At 57.5% G+C, this 14919-nt stretch carries 14 protein-coding genes; 1 reads left to right on the forward strand and 13 read right to left on the reverse strand.

From position 1 onward, the window contains the following. Positions 1-41: 41 nt before the first annotated feature. Together glnB and AB5Y59_RS09210 are read right to left on the reverse strand one after the other, a co-directional pair. Positions 42-380 carry a nitrogen regulatory protein P-II gene (gene glnB, locus AB5Y59_RS09205; RefSeq protein ID WP_005308848.1) on the reverse strand — a complete coding sequence of 113 codons (339 nt, stop codon included), beginning with the start codon at positions 378-380 and terminating at the stop codon, positions 42-44. 9 nt (positions 381-389) lie between these two features. Next, positions 390-2012 carry an NAD+ synthase gene (locus tag AB5Y59_RS09210; RefSeq protein ID WP_261999170.1) on the reverse strand — a complete coding sequence of 541 codons (1623 nt, stop codon included), beginning with the start codon at positions 2010-2012 and terminating at the stop codon, positions 390-392. A 137-nt stretch (positions 2013-2149) separates the two neighbouring features. On the opposite strand from AB5Y59_RS09210, the gene AB5Y59_RS09215 reads away from it, so the two are divergent. Then, positions 2150-2653, forward strand: a complete 504-nt coding sequence (locus AB5Y59_RS09215) for a GspH/FimT family pseudopilin (protein WP_010673109.1) — start codon at positions 2150-2152, stop codon at positions 2651-2653. Between the two features lie 13 nt (positions 2654-2666). Here AB5Y59_RS09215 and AB5Y59_RS09220 read toward each other — a convergent pair whose 3' ends face one another. The 11 genes from AB5Y59_RS09220 to ribF form a co-directional block, all read right to left on the reverse strand. Next, positions 2667-2951, reverse strand: a complete 285-nt coding sequence (locus AB5Y59_RS09220; protein ID WP_041210962.1) for a TapY2 family type IVa secretion system protein — start codon at positions 2949-2951, stop codon at positions 2667-2669. Then, positions 2948-6469: a pilus assembly protein gene (locus AB5Y59_RS09225; RefSeq protein ID WP_268451695.1), complete on the reverse strand. Its 3522-nt coding sequence runs from the start codon at positions 6467-6469 to the stop codon at positions 2948-2950. The genes AB5Y59_RS09220 and AB5Y59_RS09225 overlap by 4 nt, the downstream gene beginning before the upstream one ends. 65 nt (positions 6470-6534) lie before the next feature. Further along, positions 6535-6978 carry a type IVa pilus pseudopilin TppD gene (gene tppD / locus AB5Y59_RS09230; RefSeq protein ID WP_368211867.1) on the reverse strand — a complete coding sequence of 148 codons (444 nt, stop codon included), beginning with the start codon at positions 6976-6978 and terminating at the stop codon, positions 6535-6537. Next, positions 6975-7976, reverse strand: a complete 1002-nt coding sequence (locus AB5Y59_RS09235; RefSeq protein WP_368211868.1) for a PilW family protein — start codon at positions 7974-7976, stop codon at positions 6975-6977. The genes tppD and AB5Y59_RS09235 overlap by 4 nt, the downstream gene beginning before the upstream one ends. After that, a complete protein-coding gene (gene pilV, locus AB5Y59_RS09240; RefSeq protein WP_134997696.1) occupies positions 7973-8536 on the reverse strand; it encodes a type IV pilus modification protein PilV in 564 nt (187 codons plus the stop codon). The genes AB5Y59_RS09235 and pilV overlap by 4 nt, the downstream gene beginning before the upstream one ends. Before the next feature lie 3 nt (positions 8537-8539). After that, positions 8540-8947 (reverse strand): type IVa pilus pseudopilin TppA, encoded by a 408-nt coding sequence (gene tppA, locus AB5Y59_RS09245; protein WP_039039991.1) that lies wholly within the window; start codon positions 8945-8947, stop codon positions 8540-8542. A gap of 110 nt (positions 8948-9057) precedes the next feature. Next, a complete protein-coding gene (gene ispH, locus AB5Y59_RS09250; RefSeq protein ID WP_042878840.1) occupies positions 9058-9993 on the reverse strand; it encodes a 4-hydroxy-3-methylbut-2-enyl diphosphate reductase in 936 nt (311 codons plus the stop codon). Next, positions 9993-10445: an FKBP-type peptidyl-prolyl cis-trans isomerase gene (fkpB, locus tag AB5Y59_RS09255; RefSeq protein ID WP_010673101.1), complete on the reverse strand. Its 453-nt coding sequence runs from the start codon at positions 10443-10445 to the stop codon at positions 9993-9995. Before fkpB ends, ispH begins: the two co-directional genes overlap by 1 nt. After that, on the reverse strand, positions 10442-10945 hold the full coding sequence (gene lspA, locus AB5Y59_RS09260) for a signal peptidase II (RefSeq protein ID WP_103261684.1): 504 nt from the start codon (positions 10943-10945) through the stop codon (positions 10442-10444). Before lspA ends, fkpB begins: the two co-directional genes overlap by 4 nt. After that, entirely contained in the window at positions 10945-13806 is a 2862-nt protein-coding gene (gene ileS / locus AB5Y59_RS09265) for an isoleucine--tRNA ligase (RefSeq protein WP_368211870.1), read from the reverse strand. The genes lspA and ileS overlap by 1 nt, the downstream gene beginning before the upstream one ends. Beyond that, positions 13806-14780, reverse strand: a complete 975-nt coding sequence (gene ribF, locus AB5Y59_RS09270; protein ID WP_048209146.1) for a bifunctional riboflavin kinase/FAD synthetase — start codon at positions 14778-14780, stop codon at positions 13806-13808. Before ribF ends, ileS begins: the two co-directional genes overlap by 1 nt. Between the last annotated feature and the right edge of the window lie 139 nt (positions 14781-14919).

Raw genomic sequence — 14919 nt, forward strand, 5'->3', positions numbered from 1 at the left:
CGACAGACTCTTGCTGTTCATCACAGGGCACATCCACCACATCAGATCGCGTCTTCGTTCTCTTCACCAGTACGAATACGAATGACGCGTTCCACCTCGCAGACGAAGATCTTGCCATCGCCGATCTTGCCGGTACGCGCTGTGTTCTGGATGGCTTCCAGGCAGGCATCGAGATCCTCGTCCTGCACCACCAGCTCCACCTTGACCTTGGGCAGGAAGTCGACCATGTACTCGGCACCGCGATAGAGCTCGGTATGGCCCTTCTGGCGGCCGAACCCCTTGACCTCGGACACTGTCATGCCGTTGATGCCGATCTCGGCCAGGGCCTCGCGTACATCGTCCAGCTTGAACGGTTTGATGATGGCTTCAATCTTCTTCATGGTGACTCCTTACCAGTTCTGTTTGCCGAACCCGGACGTGATGGGATAGCGGCGGTCCTTACCAAAGTTGCGAGCAGTGATGCGGGGGCCGACGGCGGCCTGACGGCGCTTGTATTCGTTGAGATCCACCAGGCGGATCACCTTGCGTACCACCGCCTCTTCGAAACCTTCCGCCACCATGTCGGCGACAGACGCATCCTCTTCCACGTAGCGCTTGAGGATGGCATCCAGAATGTCATAGGGGGGCAGGCTGTCCTGGTCCACCTGATCCGGTGCCAGTTCGGCCGACGGGGGACGATCGATGACCCGCTGCGGGATCACGTACTCCACGCTGTTGCGATATTCGCACAGCTTGAAGACCAGGGTCTTGGGGACGTCCTTGAGCACATCAAAGCCACCCGCCATGTCGCCATACAGCGTGGCGTATCCCACGGCCATCTCGCTCTTGTTGCCAGTGGTCAGCACGATACGGCGGCGCTTGTTGGACAGCGCCATCAAGAGCACACCGCGGCAGCGGGCCTGCAGGTTCTCTTCGGTGGTGTCGCGGGCGGTGCCTTCAAACAGAGGTGCCAGCTGGGTCATGAAGCCTTCGAACATGGGTTCGATGGAGATGATGTTGAACTCCACCCTCATCCGCTCGGCCTGCTCCTTGGCATCCTCCACGCTCATTTGGGCGGTGTAGCGGAACGGCATCATCACCGCCTGCACCTTGTTCGCCCCGATGGCGTCGGCCGCAATGGCCAGGGTCAGCGCCGAGTCGATGCCGCCGGAGAGGCCCAGCACGGCGCCCTGAAAACCGTTCTTGGTGACATAGTCGCGCACCGCCAGCACCAGGGCCTGATAGGTCTCGGCCAACGGCTCCAGCGGCGCGGCGGGTTCCCGCTCCTTCACCGGCTGACCATCGGCAAAGCGCACCAGCGCCAGCTCTTCGGCAAACGGAGCAAGCTTGTGGGTCAGCTCGCCCTGGCTGTTGAACACTTTGGAGCAGCCGTCGAAGATCAGCTCGTCCTGGCCGCATACCTGGTTGAGGTAGATGAGCGGCAGACCGGTCTGATCGCAGCGTTCCGCCATCAGTTCGCGGCGGATCCAGGGTTTTTCCTGATCATAAGGAGAGGCATTGATGGTGAGCAGCAGCTCGGCCCCCGCCGCCTTGGCGGCCAGCGCCGGACCCGGCTGCCAGAGATCTTCGCAGATGAGCAAACCCAGCTGATGGCCACGGAACGGCACCACACAGGTATCGGTCGCCGCAGTGAAGTAGCGCTTCTCGTCGAACACCCCGTAGTTGGGCAAGTCCTGTTTGAAATAACGTGCCCGCAGTTGACCGCGCTCATAGAGAGAGGCCGTATTGTAAAGCGCCCCCTCTTCGCGCCAGGGATGGCCCACCAGAATGGCACATTGTCCCTGCCATGCCGCGATGCGGGACAGCGCGGCCTCGACCCGGACCATCAGGTCGGCGCGCAGCAGCAGATCCTCAGGCGGATATCCTGTCAGGGCCAGCTCGGAGCAAACCAGCAGATCGGCCCCTTGCTGATCGGCCTGGGCTGCTGCCGCCAGTACCTTGTCACAGTTATCTTCGATGGCGCCTACCGTCAGATTTAACTGGGCAAGCATCAGAGAGAGGGCTTTTGCCATGGCGATGCATCTTGAATTCGAAAATGATGGGGAATGATAAAGAAAAGGCGCTGGCTGTGCCAGCTCAACACTTGGGCTTTGCGCTGGTGTTCTGGCTGTCTGGAGATAAGATGTAACTAATCGAGGGAGATATTGCCATGATCAAGGACGAGAAAGGATTCACCCTGCTGGAACTGATGATCGCCGTCAGTCTGGGGGTCATCTTGCTTGGTATTGGTGCACCGGCCATGTCGAGCCTGCTCAATGAGAATGCCTTGAAATTTGAATCTCGCACACTCTTGAAATATCTGCGTTTTGCTCGTAGCCAAGCCATCGACAACCAGCAATCTGTCACTGTGTGCCTTGCCAATGCCAGTGACAATTGTGTCACCGCCAATCCGACCCAATTCCTCGTGTTCGTCGACGGTAATGGCAATGACATTTTCAATAACGGTGAGCAGATTCTGGCAAGAAGCCCTCAGCTATCTGACTCGCTGACTGCTGCAAACAATCGAACTTCCACTACCTTCAGCCCTGATGGCACCAGCCTGGGTACCAATGCCACCATCACACTGTGTCGTTCGGGAAATGCCCAGATAAATCTGGTCATCTCTCCCTCCGGCCGCACCACCCAATCTACCCAGGCAAATATCTGCCTCTGAATGAAGTTCTTCGCTATCGCAGTTGACGGGCATCCTGTTGCTGACCCTCTTTTGACTGGAAATTTTCCTCCGCAGTGCGACATTCCAGGATTTTCTTCACAGGCTGTACCGCACCATCCACCTCGTATCCTCTTTGTTTGAATTTATCCTGCACCGCCTTTGGCGTGTTGTCTGCCACAGTACCGTGCAGGACAACCTTCTGGCCGTTAACCAGCTCGACATAACATTTTATGTCATCTGCCAAGACGGACCCGGATAACAAGAGGCACAAACCCAACACCCCGCTGCGTGTTTTCATTGTGCCTCTCCTTCGTAGAGGTAAATTTTCTTGGGCGACATATCCATCTCAGCCTCCTCTGCCCCCTGGTTGCACTCTCCCGCTCCGGTACAACGCTCAGGCTCACCATCCCCTTCATCTTTCAGGATGACCTCTTCCCCGACACCGCCTCCAATAATGCGGATCTTGGCATCGTCTCCTGCATGCACCACCAAATCGTCGGCAACCTTGTTCTGTACTTCGACATAACGCTCAGGTGTCTGGTTGCCTTCAAGATCAACCACATAACGGAAGGAACTGCCATAATGCATGTCTACCATGTATTGGCGTGCAGCCCCGATGGATTGAATGGTGCATTGCTGGAACGACTGCACTTGCGGCAGGAACGAGGTGAAGTAAAGCTTGCCCTGAAGTACGACCCCGGCCCCCATGGATTTCTCACCCGGTTCGTTCAACCAATTGACCCACCCTTTGGCAGTGGTAATTCCCGCCTTGGTCGCCAATATTCCATCCGTGTTTGTCTGGGCAGACAAAGGATCAGAGGTCACATCATAAAGGTCAGTAATCAAGATGGGGCTTCTTGCCTGCGCATTGGCGGCACGCGGCACGACATCATAATCACGCAACATGAAATAGCCATTGCGGACGGTCGCTTCCGATGAGGGGCGATTGCGGTCTCCACTCCCAATCAGCACGGCATCAAAGGGACGATCCTGATAGGAATAGACCACATTCCCCCCCACAACGGTGCGGGTGACCTGCTTGTTGATGGTACGCACCACGATAGGCTGGGTGAAGAAACGGCGATCATCTGCTTGAGTGACATCCGACCCCAGGCTGGCAAATTTGAAGACGCTCCAGTCAGATTTGTTGGTGCCTGGGAGATCCATGCGCCAGATATTGCCCCCCGTATCACCCACATAGATGCGATCGACTTTGCCATCACCATCGCTGTCAAGCGTAGCTACCGACCCGGGCATACTGTCGGTCATCCCCGTGACTCTGAGGTTGCTGGTTGAAGTCGCAGCAGGGGTCGCACTGAATATCAGCGCCCCAGTATCGGCATTGACGATGTAGATACCTCTCCCCATGCTGTCACTGGTTCCCAATCCCAGCACGCTCTTGTTCACGTCATAACCGCCAGCAAAGATAAGCACGGGATCACTGACTCCCGGCACAAACGCGACTTCCGGCACCGACCAGGTCAGCCCCAGCTCACCAAAACCAGTCGTCAGACTGTTCAGACGCCACTTCAGTGTCGGCGTATCCGGGCTGGAAACGTTGAATGCATAATAGGCTTTGCCGCCGCTCCTCAAGCCGGTAAATACCCAGACAAAATCGCTCTCCGAGGATTTCAGCACCCCGTTGCGATTGGCATCTTTGATAAGGGCCACCGGAGAAGAGTCAACACCATAGATATGTTCGGCTGATTCCGCATTGAGACGCAGCGCCTTCTGATTGGCCATGAACTCATAAGGTATCGCCGCCCAGCTTTCGTCTATGGTGCTCCCCATGTCCTTGAACATATGCAGGAAACCGGCATTGGTCCCAAACAGAATACGCAAGTCCGGTGCATCTGTCGGGTTACCGGATTGCGGGCCATAGTTCAGCACCAGGGGACGTGAGTGCAGGGGGTCACCCATGATATGGGCGCGGATCAGGGTTGATGTATCAAAGTCCTCATCGTCGACATCCAACCCCTTAGTCCAGTTGATCAGGGAATCGAGTTCAGTCGTCGTAACTGCCTGCATGAAGGTCATGAGCGCGGCTTCACTGCCAGCCTGCGTTACCAGATTGGCCTTGGTCAGCTGATCGAGACGGTTCTGGGCATTGTTGATGACATAGAGGCTGCGGTTGCTTTTCCCCGCCAACATCTCTTGCGCCCCACCTTCGGCCACAACGTTCCCGTCACGGCCGGATGACCAGAAAGTCTGGGCACTGTCGATGATGGTGCCATCAAACTTGATAGCAGGCAGTCCCCGGCTGTCAGCCACATAACCGTCAGGAGAAAAAATCAGTTTTTTCAGATTGCCCCGCCATCTGGGACCATCATCTGGCTCAAACATGGCGTAATAGATGTTGTTGAGACTGCGAGTCCGGTCAAAGTTGTTGCTGGCAATGGCGGGGGACACCAGCGAGGTATTGATCCGCAGGATCGCTAGCAGCGATGCCTTCAACGCATCACTCAAGGCAGAGGCGTTGGTTGCCGGATAATAAACGCCGCCACCACGACGGGCAGTTTCAGCAAGCAAATTACCGGCCCCGCTTATCGCCTCGTCACCAAACCCGACGGTAAAGGTCGTGACTGTCTGGGTACCAGGGGAAACGGCATTCACATCCTTGTGTTTCATATAACCCGCCAATGCGGCCAGATAGCTGCTGGACCTGTTCCCTGACCCATAAGTAACGGTAGTGCCATAAGCCGCTTTTTCATCGCTGGACAATGTATTTATCAATCCCTGGACAAAGGTATTGGCATCCCCATCCTGAGTCGGCTCTCCATCGGTGATGTATATGACGTAACCGTTGTTTGAGCAGTTGTCATAGGGGGCTTGATAGGTACCTGTTGGGCTTTCGGCGGTCGTATCTCTCGTGCCTCCTTGCAAGCCATAAACAACGCTTCGTCCCCCGAAGAAGCGATACGCCTCACTCAACGTCTCGCATAATGGTGTGTTGGTACTGGCAGTCAGTCCTTCGACCCTGTCGAGCAGGTCTTGTTCTCCGGTCTTGCCATTCGACAACGTGATCTCGCTACCCAGAATATCCCGGACAACTCTGCCGCCATTGGTACTGCTACTGTCATTCCTGTTGAAAATAGCCAGACCAAAATCAACCCCGGGGGCAGATGATATCAATCCTTTGACTGCATCTTTGGCAATACGCAGCCGGGATTCTATAGAGTAACCCGTAGGCCCGTAATACCACCTGATATAGTTGGCAGAATAAAGCACCACGGCCGTATTGCTGGCATTAACAGAGTCTCTTGTTGCCGCTGTATAAAACCATGAGCCTTGATTATTGCTGGTTTTATTGACCGGATACCCGGTGCCAACACTCCAGGTGCCTGTGTATGGGTTCGCAGGGTTATTTGCGGTGACATCCTGCTTGCAATCGACCAAGTCGATGTTGTTTTCCTGATAACCACTAATTGAATACCAGCTTCCCCTACCTCTCCCCGGAGGACTGCCGCTTGTCACTTCATAAGTCCAGACTTGCGACTGAAAATAACCGATATTTGCAAGAGGCACCTTGGAAGTAGCACAAGCGTTCAATTTGTCGGAGAAACGCTTGTTGCTGTTAATGGCGGGGACACTCCCATCGGTTGAGAAATATATATATCGTTTAGTGTTGCTTGTGTCTGGATCATTGCTCAAAGCAGGATAGGCTGTCGCGGGATTGTACGCTTCCTTTATCTGTTCCATGGTATCAGCCATACTGCCGGAGTTATCAAATATCAGCAGCACTTTAGGTCTGAAATCACCGGCCTTATTAAAGTCGTATATAAAAAGCTCGGTGTCATCGGCTCGTGTTGACGTCATGCCAAAAACAAGACTGCACCAGCATAAAATTGAACCGAATCGTTGTAACCACATATCCTTCGCTCCTATTTTGTGAGCAGTGGCTGTTCCACACCCGCAGTCCAGGTCAGCGGGCGAGAATATTTTCCATAATTGACACCGGCCTGTAGCTCGACATATTTGCATACAGGAATCACATTGTTGCTGCTGGCATCCACCTTGCGTTTGCATACGGTTTCTGTGCGATTGGTGAGGGCAACATTAGCTGAATTGTTGCTGCTATTGACACTGATGGCAGCACTCGCCCCCAGCACAGAACCCATGCCTGCAATCACCGTCGATATGCTATTGCTCTGTACAGCCGCTTCGATGATGCCTTCCAGTCTGTGTTCTGCCTGCCTGAAATTGGCCGCAGAACCTGCCATCTTGAGATCCTGCCCGGAGGACTGCATCACCACCACGGCGATCAGCGTCAGAGGTACCAGGATGATCAGCGCGACGATCAGGGCTACGCCATGCTGTGATTTCATGAACCACCTCCAGTCATGACCACCGGGTTGCGTAGCGACACGCTGCTCTCCAGCAGCAAACGACGAAACCCATCCCCATTGCCTGATACGCTGGTACTGCCTACCTGATAGATGTTGTTGTTCACATAGCTGCTGGATGCTTGCGATGATCGCACCAGAATAAAGACACGGGCAGCAACGACACGCCCTTCGCTCCATTCCTGCTCGGTCACGTTTGTAGACGCGACATAGCGATCAATAACCCCATCGGCAACAGGAGTGTCGTCAACACCAAACAACACCGTCATGCGCTCAATCCCTTCCGCCATGGGGCCTCCGATCAGAACCGAGCCCCCATTGGCTGTCAGATAACGCTTTCTCAGTTCCGGGTTGCCTGCGGGATTGGGAGCGAGATAATAGATAAAGTGCTGATATTCCCAGAGCTGACGAGCCGGCATATCTGTCATCGTGGGCACTGTTTCTCCCCCTTTGAACATCAGCGCCGCTTGCGTCGTAGTAGCAAGATAGAAGCGATTACCAGTAGCTGCGGCATCGGCCAGGGGCTGCCCAATCAATCTCTTGATGCTGATGACATCCGTATTGGCAATACGTGACGTCACGGGAATACAGGCAAAAGCCCCCCCGTTAATCGCCCTGTTGTTGTCCACCCGAGCGACCCAGACCCCCCGATTTGTTCCCACGCTGGGTGGCAAGCTGCCACGCCCCAAATTGTCCAGACAATCGTTCGCCGAAAGCACCGTAGACCCGCTGCTGAGAGTCACGCCTTGCCCCGTTGCCATGGGGGAACCGGTGTAGTCCCCCCAGAAGCCCGCCCACTTCAGGTCCTGGGTCACCAGACGCATCGCAATACGTCCATTCTCCTGCAACTCGCTCTGATCGAAAGCATCCTCCGTTGTGGCACGGGAAGCCACGAAGATGCTCAAGCCGCCACCGACCAGAAATACGCCAATCAACATGGCAATCAACCATTCAATCAGGGTGAAGCCGCGGGCATTCATAGTGTGGTCGTCAGTACGAACTGACGCCTCTGTCTGTCTGCCGCATTGCCCAGCCCACAACTGTTGCGCACCGCAGCAACTGCACCGGCACCATCGGACAAAGACTCCCGCCCCTGCCAGAAGATCCCTATGGTCAAACTGTTGTTGGCGCCACGAATCACGCAGCCGACCGGAGATTGCAGAGGTGACGCGGCACCGGATACCGCGGTTCCCAGCAGGGACTGCTGCCAGTAGAAGAGGTCCAGTGCCTGCCGCTCTGTCCTGCTGCAATCTGACATGGTGCCATTGTTGTTGGCACAGCTCGGCATATCCAGGATCGCGTTGCCGGATACCACTGTCGTTCCCTGACCAGCCCAGCTGTCTTTGTTGATCCTGGCGCGTTCCACCAGATCATTGGCCAGCCAGTTGGCGATGGTGCGCTGACGCGCTTCGTAGCTGGAAAACTTGGCGGTAACCTGCATGGCAACCAATCCCAGCAAGCCGAAAGAGAGCACCACGGCCGCAATCATCACCTCCAGCAGGCTGAATCCCCTCGTGTGTCGATGGCGCAGTGGTTTCATCGCCTAGTCCCAGCAAGCATTGTTGACGGTATCCCCGAGCCGGGTGGCACTCCGGGTGCCATCCTGGTCGATGGAGAAAATGATGCAGTCGCTGTCTGACCCCTGCGCACCAGAGGCCGTGGCAAACAGGATGTATGTATTGACCCCGGCCGAGATGACCAGGTGATAGAAGCCGGATTCGGAGTTCTCCGAGATATTCAAATCGGCTGCGGATGAGGTATACCGATTGAAGTCCATAAAATAGGTTTCTTGTCTGTTGGCGGCGTCCAACAGCATTTTTTTGGCATCAATTCGGTGGCTGGACAGCAGGTAACGCTGATAGGAGGGATAGGCAATAGTGCCAAGAATCGCCACGATTGCGACGACAATCATCAATTCAATGAGAGAAAAGCCTCGATAGAACCCAATCATAACCCATCCTTGGTGACTGGCGGTTCATATAGTCTAATGCCGGATAGGTCGCAACGACAAATCCGGCATCAGGAACATAACTCTTTATTCTCAGGCCATCCTGGCCACATTCAAATAATTCTAAGCTCGGGCGGCACTTCAAACACCACATTCTCTTCTCGGCCAGGATGCTCGGTCACTATCTTGCCTCCCAGCTCGCGCAGACGAGCAATGACATTCTGAACCAGCACATCGGGGGCTGACGCACCCGCCGTGACCCCGATACGGACAACCCCGTCCAGCCATTGCGGCTCAATCATGGAGGCATCGTCGATGAGGTAGGCCTTGGCGCCCACCTTCTCGGCCAGCTCCCGCAGACGGTTGGAGTTGGAAGAGTTGCGCGACCCCACCACCAGCATGGCGTCCACCAGCCCGGCCATCTCCCGCACCGCATCCTGGCGGTTCTGGGTGGCATAGCAGATGTCATCCTTGCGCGGCCCCTGGATCTTGGGGAAGTGCGCACGCAACGCATCGATGACATCCGAGGTCTCGTCCACGCTCAGGGTGGTCTGGGTGACGAAACAGAGATCGTCCGGGTTCTTCACTTTGAGTTTGGCCACATCTTCCGGCGTCTCCACCAGATACATGCCCCCCTCACTGTTCTCGTACTGTCCCATGGTGCCGATCACCTCGGGGTGGCCGGCATGGCCGATGAGCACGGCTTCGGAGCCCTTGCGACTGGCGCGATGGACCTCCATGTGCACCTTGGTCACCAGCGGACAGGTGGCATCGAACACCTTGAGGGCGCGGGATTTGGCCATCTCGCGCACGACCTTGGCGACACCGTGAGCGGAGAAGATGACGATGCTGTCATCCGGCACCTCGTCCAGCTCTTCGACGAAAACGGCACCCGCCTCCTTGAGCTTGTTCACCACGTAGCGGTTGTGCACCACCTCGTGACGGACATAGATGGGGGCACCGAACTTCTCCAGCGCGCTCTCGACGATGCTGATGGCCCGGTCGACACCGGCACAGAAGCCACGGGGGTTAGCCAGCAGAATATCCATCAGTGAACCTTCTCCTCGTCATCAACTCCCAGGATCTCCACCTCGAAGGTGACGGTGTGACCGGCCAGGGGGTGGTTGAAATCGACCGTAACCGACATCCCTTCCACCGCCCGGATGATCCCGGGCAGTTCGCTGCCGTTGGGCTGGTCAAACAGAATGATGGTACCCACCTTGGGCTCAACTTCGTTACCGAATTTGGCGCGATCGAGATGGTAGATGTTGTCAGGATTGGAAAGGCCGAACGCCTCTTCCGGCGCCAGGGTAAAGCTCTTGCTCTCCCCTTCGCGCAGCCCCAGCAGGCATTGCTCGAAGCTCGGCGTCAAGCTGCCGTCTCCCATCCGCAGACGGGCAGGCTTGCCGTGCAGCGCCGTGCTGTCGGCCACCGAGCCATCTTCCAGTTTGATAGAGAAATGGAACAGCACGCTGCTGTCCGCAACAATCAGCTGGCTCATGAGGTCGCGTCCTGTTTTTTCTCGCCACGGAAGCCGTCCAGCACGATCATGGCGGCACCGATGAAGATGAAGCTGTCAGCCAGGTTGAACGCCGGCCAATGGGCGCGCTGCCAATAGAAGTCGAGGAAGTCGACCACATGGCCCAGCACCAGCCGGTCAAACACGTTGCCGAGCGCCCCGCCGATGATCAGGCTGTAGGCGATACCGCTCCAGCGCTGGGTGACCGACTGCTTGCGCAGCCAGTGGATCAGCAGGCCGCAGATGGCGAACGCCAGCACGGCGAAGAACCAGCGCTGCCAGCCCCCCTGATCTGCCAGGAAGCTGAAAGCCGCTCCCTTGTTGTAGACATGGACCAGGTTGAAGAAGGGGGCGATCTCCACCCCCGGGTAGCCAAATGGCAGCAGTTTGACCACGGCGAGCTTGCTCGCCTGGTCCAGAACAAAGGCCAGCACTGCCAGCCACAGCCAACGCAGGCCGCTTTTATGTTGAGTCATGTTCATCAGGCAAATTGACGCGTTTCGCCGTCACCCTCGACGTTGGTGACGCAGCGGCCACAGATCTCTTCGTGGCCCGCGATGGTACCCACGTCCTCTACATGGTGCCAGCAGCGGTCGCACTTGGCTGCAGCAGACTGGGTCACGCAGAGCCACAGGTCATCGCGCTCGGTCGCCACGGCCTCTGCCGGTGCGACATCGACGCTGACGACCTTGGCCTTGGAGGTGAGCAAAACGAAGCGCAGCTCATCGGCCAATGCGTTCAGACGCGCGGCCAACTCAGGCTTGGCGAACAGGGTCAGCTCGGCCTGCAGAGAACCGCCGATGCGCTTCTCGCCACGGGCCACTTCCAGCGCCTTGTTCACTTCACCGCGCACGGTGAGGATCTCGGCCCAGAACTCGTCGTTCAGCACTTCGCCCGCTTCAAGCCCGAACAGGCCGTCGTACCACTCCTCGGTGAACACGAACTCGCCGCGCTCGCCCGGCAGCAGGGCCCAGATCTCGTCGGCAGTGAAGCTCATGATGGGCGCCATCCAGCGCACCATGGCCTCGGCGATGTGATAGAGGGCGGTCTGGCAGGAGCGACGGGCCAGGCTGTCTGCCTTGGCGGTGTACTGACGATCCTTGATGACGTCCAGATAGAAGGAACCCATCTCGATGGAGCAGAACTGCATCAGCTTCTGGGTCACGCCGTGGAAGTTGTACTCGTCGAACGCCGCCATGATCTCGGCCTGTACCGCCTTGGCACGACCCACGGCCCAGCGATCCACCACCACCATGTCGGCAGGCGCCACCATGTCGGTCGCCGGATTGAAGCCGTTCAGGTTGGCCAGCAGGAAGCGGGCAGTGTTGCGAATACGACGATAAGCGTCGGCAGAGCGCTTGAGGATCTCGTCGGAGACGGTCATCTCACCGGTGTAGTCAGTGCTCGCTACCCACAGACGCAGGATGTCGGCACCCAGCTTGTTCATCACGTCCTGAGGGCTCACCACGTTGCCGATGGACTTGGACATCTTGCGACCCTGACCATCCACGGTGAAGCCGTGAGTCAGCACCTGGTTGTAGGGAGCCTTGTCTTTCATCGCCACGCCGATCATCAGGGAGGACATGAACCAGCCACGGTGCTGGTCAGAGCCTTCCAGATACATGTCGGCCGGCTTGCCGTTGAACTCGGGACGGGCGTCGACCACGGAGGCATGGGTAGAACCGGAGTCAAACCAGACGTCGAGAGTGTCAGGCACTTTCTCGTAGTTGTCGGCGTCCGCGCCCAGCAGCTCGGCCTTGTCCAGATCCCACCAGGCCTGGATGCCGGACTGCTCGACCCGCTTGGCCACCTCTTCCATCAGGCGCACGGAATCCGGGTGCAGCGCCTGGGTATCCTTGTGAACGAACAGGGAGATGGGCACGCCCCAGGTACGCTGACGGGAGATACACCAGTCGGGACGGTTCTCGACCATCGCCTGGATGCGATTCTTGCCCCAGGCCGGGACCCAGCCGCTCTGGCCGTGTTCGGCAATGCCCTGAGTCTCGATACGCTCGATCTCTTCCAGAGCACGCTGCCGAAGACCCTTCTGCTCCATGCTGATGAACCACTGGGGGGTGGCACGGAAGATGATCGGGGTCTTGTGACGCCAGCAATGCGGGTAGGAGTGGTTGAATACCTTGTGATGCAGCAGGGCGCCGCGCTCGGTCAGCACCTCGACCACGGCCGCATTGGCCTTGAACACGTGCTGGCCGGCAAACAGTTCGGTATCCGGCAGGTACACGCCGTTGCTGCCAACCGGGTTGGCCACTTCCAGACCGTACTTCTGACCGACCACGAAGTCTTCCTGACCGTGGCCAGGGGCGGTGTGCACCGCGCCGGTACCGGCGTCCAGAGTGACGTGGTCACCCAGCACCACAGGTACGTCGAAGCTGTAGAAGGGGTGGTTGAAGCGCAGCAGCTCGAGTGCGGCACCCTTGGCGTAGCCCAGGTTGTGGAAGTGCTCGATGCCGGCGCGATCCATCACGTCCTTGACCAGCTCGGCGGCCAGGATCAGACGCTCGGGATTGTCGCCCTCAACCTGCACCAGTGCGTAGTCGAGATCGGCATGCATGGCGATGGCGCGGTTGGCCGGCAGGGTCCACGGGGTGGTCGTCCAGATCACGGCAGAGAGCGCGCCCTTGCCGGTGTGGCCTTCGGCACAATCAAACTTGGCGGCAACGGCAGCCTCGTCGACGGCCTTGAAGCGCACGTCGATGGAGGGGGAGTTCTTGTCGTAGTACTCCACTTCCGCTTCAGCCAGCGCGGAGCCGCAATCGGTACACCAGTGCACCGGCTTGGAGCCTTTGTGCAGGTGGCCGTTTTCAACGATCTTGGCCATGGAGCGGATGATGTTGGCTTCGGTCCCAAAATCCATGGTCAGGTAGGGGTGTTCCCAGTCACCCAGCACGCCCAGACGGATGAAGTCGGTCTTCTGCGCTTCGATCTGGGTTTTGGCGTATTTGCGGCACTCGGCGCGGAACTCGGCGGCGGAAACCTTCTCGCCCGGCTTGCCGACCATGCCTTCCACTTTCAGCTCGATGGGCAGACCGTGGCAATCCCAGCCCGGCACATAGGGGGAATCGAAGCCAGAGAGGCCCTTGGACTTGATGATGATGTCTTTGAGGATCTTGTTGACCGAGTGACCGATGTGAATGCTGCCGTTCGCATAGGGGGGGCCATCGTGCAGAATGAAAGAAGGCTTACCCGCTTTGGCGCGGCGAATGGCGCCGTAAAGATCCTGATCGTACCAACGTTTCAGCATGTTGGGTTCGCGTTTGGCCAGATCGCCACGCATCGGAAACTCGGTTTCCGGCAGATTCAGGGTGTGTTTATAGTCGCTCATCAGTCCTGGGTTCCCTTCTTTTCTAAAAGAGTGCTGGGTAAATGAAATTGTGGCAGCCCGAACCAGGCTCGGGCCGCCAGGGCATCTCGTTCGATCTGCTCTTTCAAGGCGGTGAAAGAGTCAAATTTCTGCTCTTCGCGCAGCTTGTGGCGAAGCAGCACCTTGACCTGCTGACCATATAGATCACCAGAAAAATCAAATAGATGTACTTCCAATCTGGCTTGTGTACCGCTCAAGGTCGGACGTACACCCACATTGGCGACACCGGGGAAAGTCTTGCCGGAACATATCACTTCCACCGCAAACACGCCACCGACCGGGACAACCTGGCGTTTGAGGGCCAGATTCGCGGTGGGAAAACCTATGGTGCGCCCCAGCTTGTCGCCGTGGGCCACCCGGCCGCTGATGGCATAGGGGCGACCGAGCATCAGCTCCACCTCCGCCATGCGGCCCGCTTTCAGGGCCTCGCGCACCAGGGTGCTGCTGACCCGCTGGCGGGAAAGCTGGAAACTCTGGGTACTGATCACCTCGAACCCGAAGCGCCGACCTGCCTCCTCCAGCAGGTGGAAGTCCCCTTCCCGCCCCTTGCCGAAGCGAAAATCGTCGCCGACCACCAGATAGTGCACGCCGAGTTTCTCCACCAGCAGTTGCTCGATGAAGGTGCTGGCTGCCTGCTCGGCAAAACGATGGGTGAAACGCACGCAGAGCATGCGATCGATCTGCATTCCCTTGAGGGCTTCGTACTTCTCCCGCCAGCGGCTGAGGCGGGCGGGCGCGGCACTGCCCGCAAACAGCTCCAGCGGCTGGGGTTCGAACAACATGACGCAGGCTGGCAGGCCAAGTTGGGCGGCCTTATCCTGCAAACGGGCCAACACCGCGTGGTGCCCCTGATGAACCCCATCGAAGTTGCCTATGGTCAATACACAGCCCCGGTGACGGGGCTTGATATTGTGAATGCCGCGAATAAGCTCCATCAGTGCCTTGTGCGTTGCTGCCATGGAAATCGGCGGATTATATATCAGGCAGCAGGCAGGGTCAGCCCTGCCGTTGACCCGATTTAGCCATCCCGCTCGCTTCTCGGACTTGGCCAGGAGCATCGCACCTCGTTGGCGG

Origin of the sequence: Aeromonas sp. s10 (assembly GCF_040907975.1) — a bacterium.
GTDB lineage: Bacteria > Pseudomonadota > Gammaproteobacteria > Enterobacterales > Aeromonadaceae > Aeromonas > Aeromonas caviae.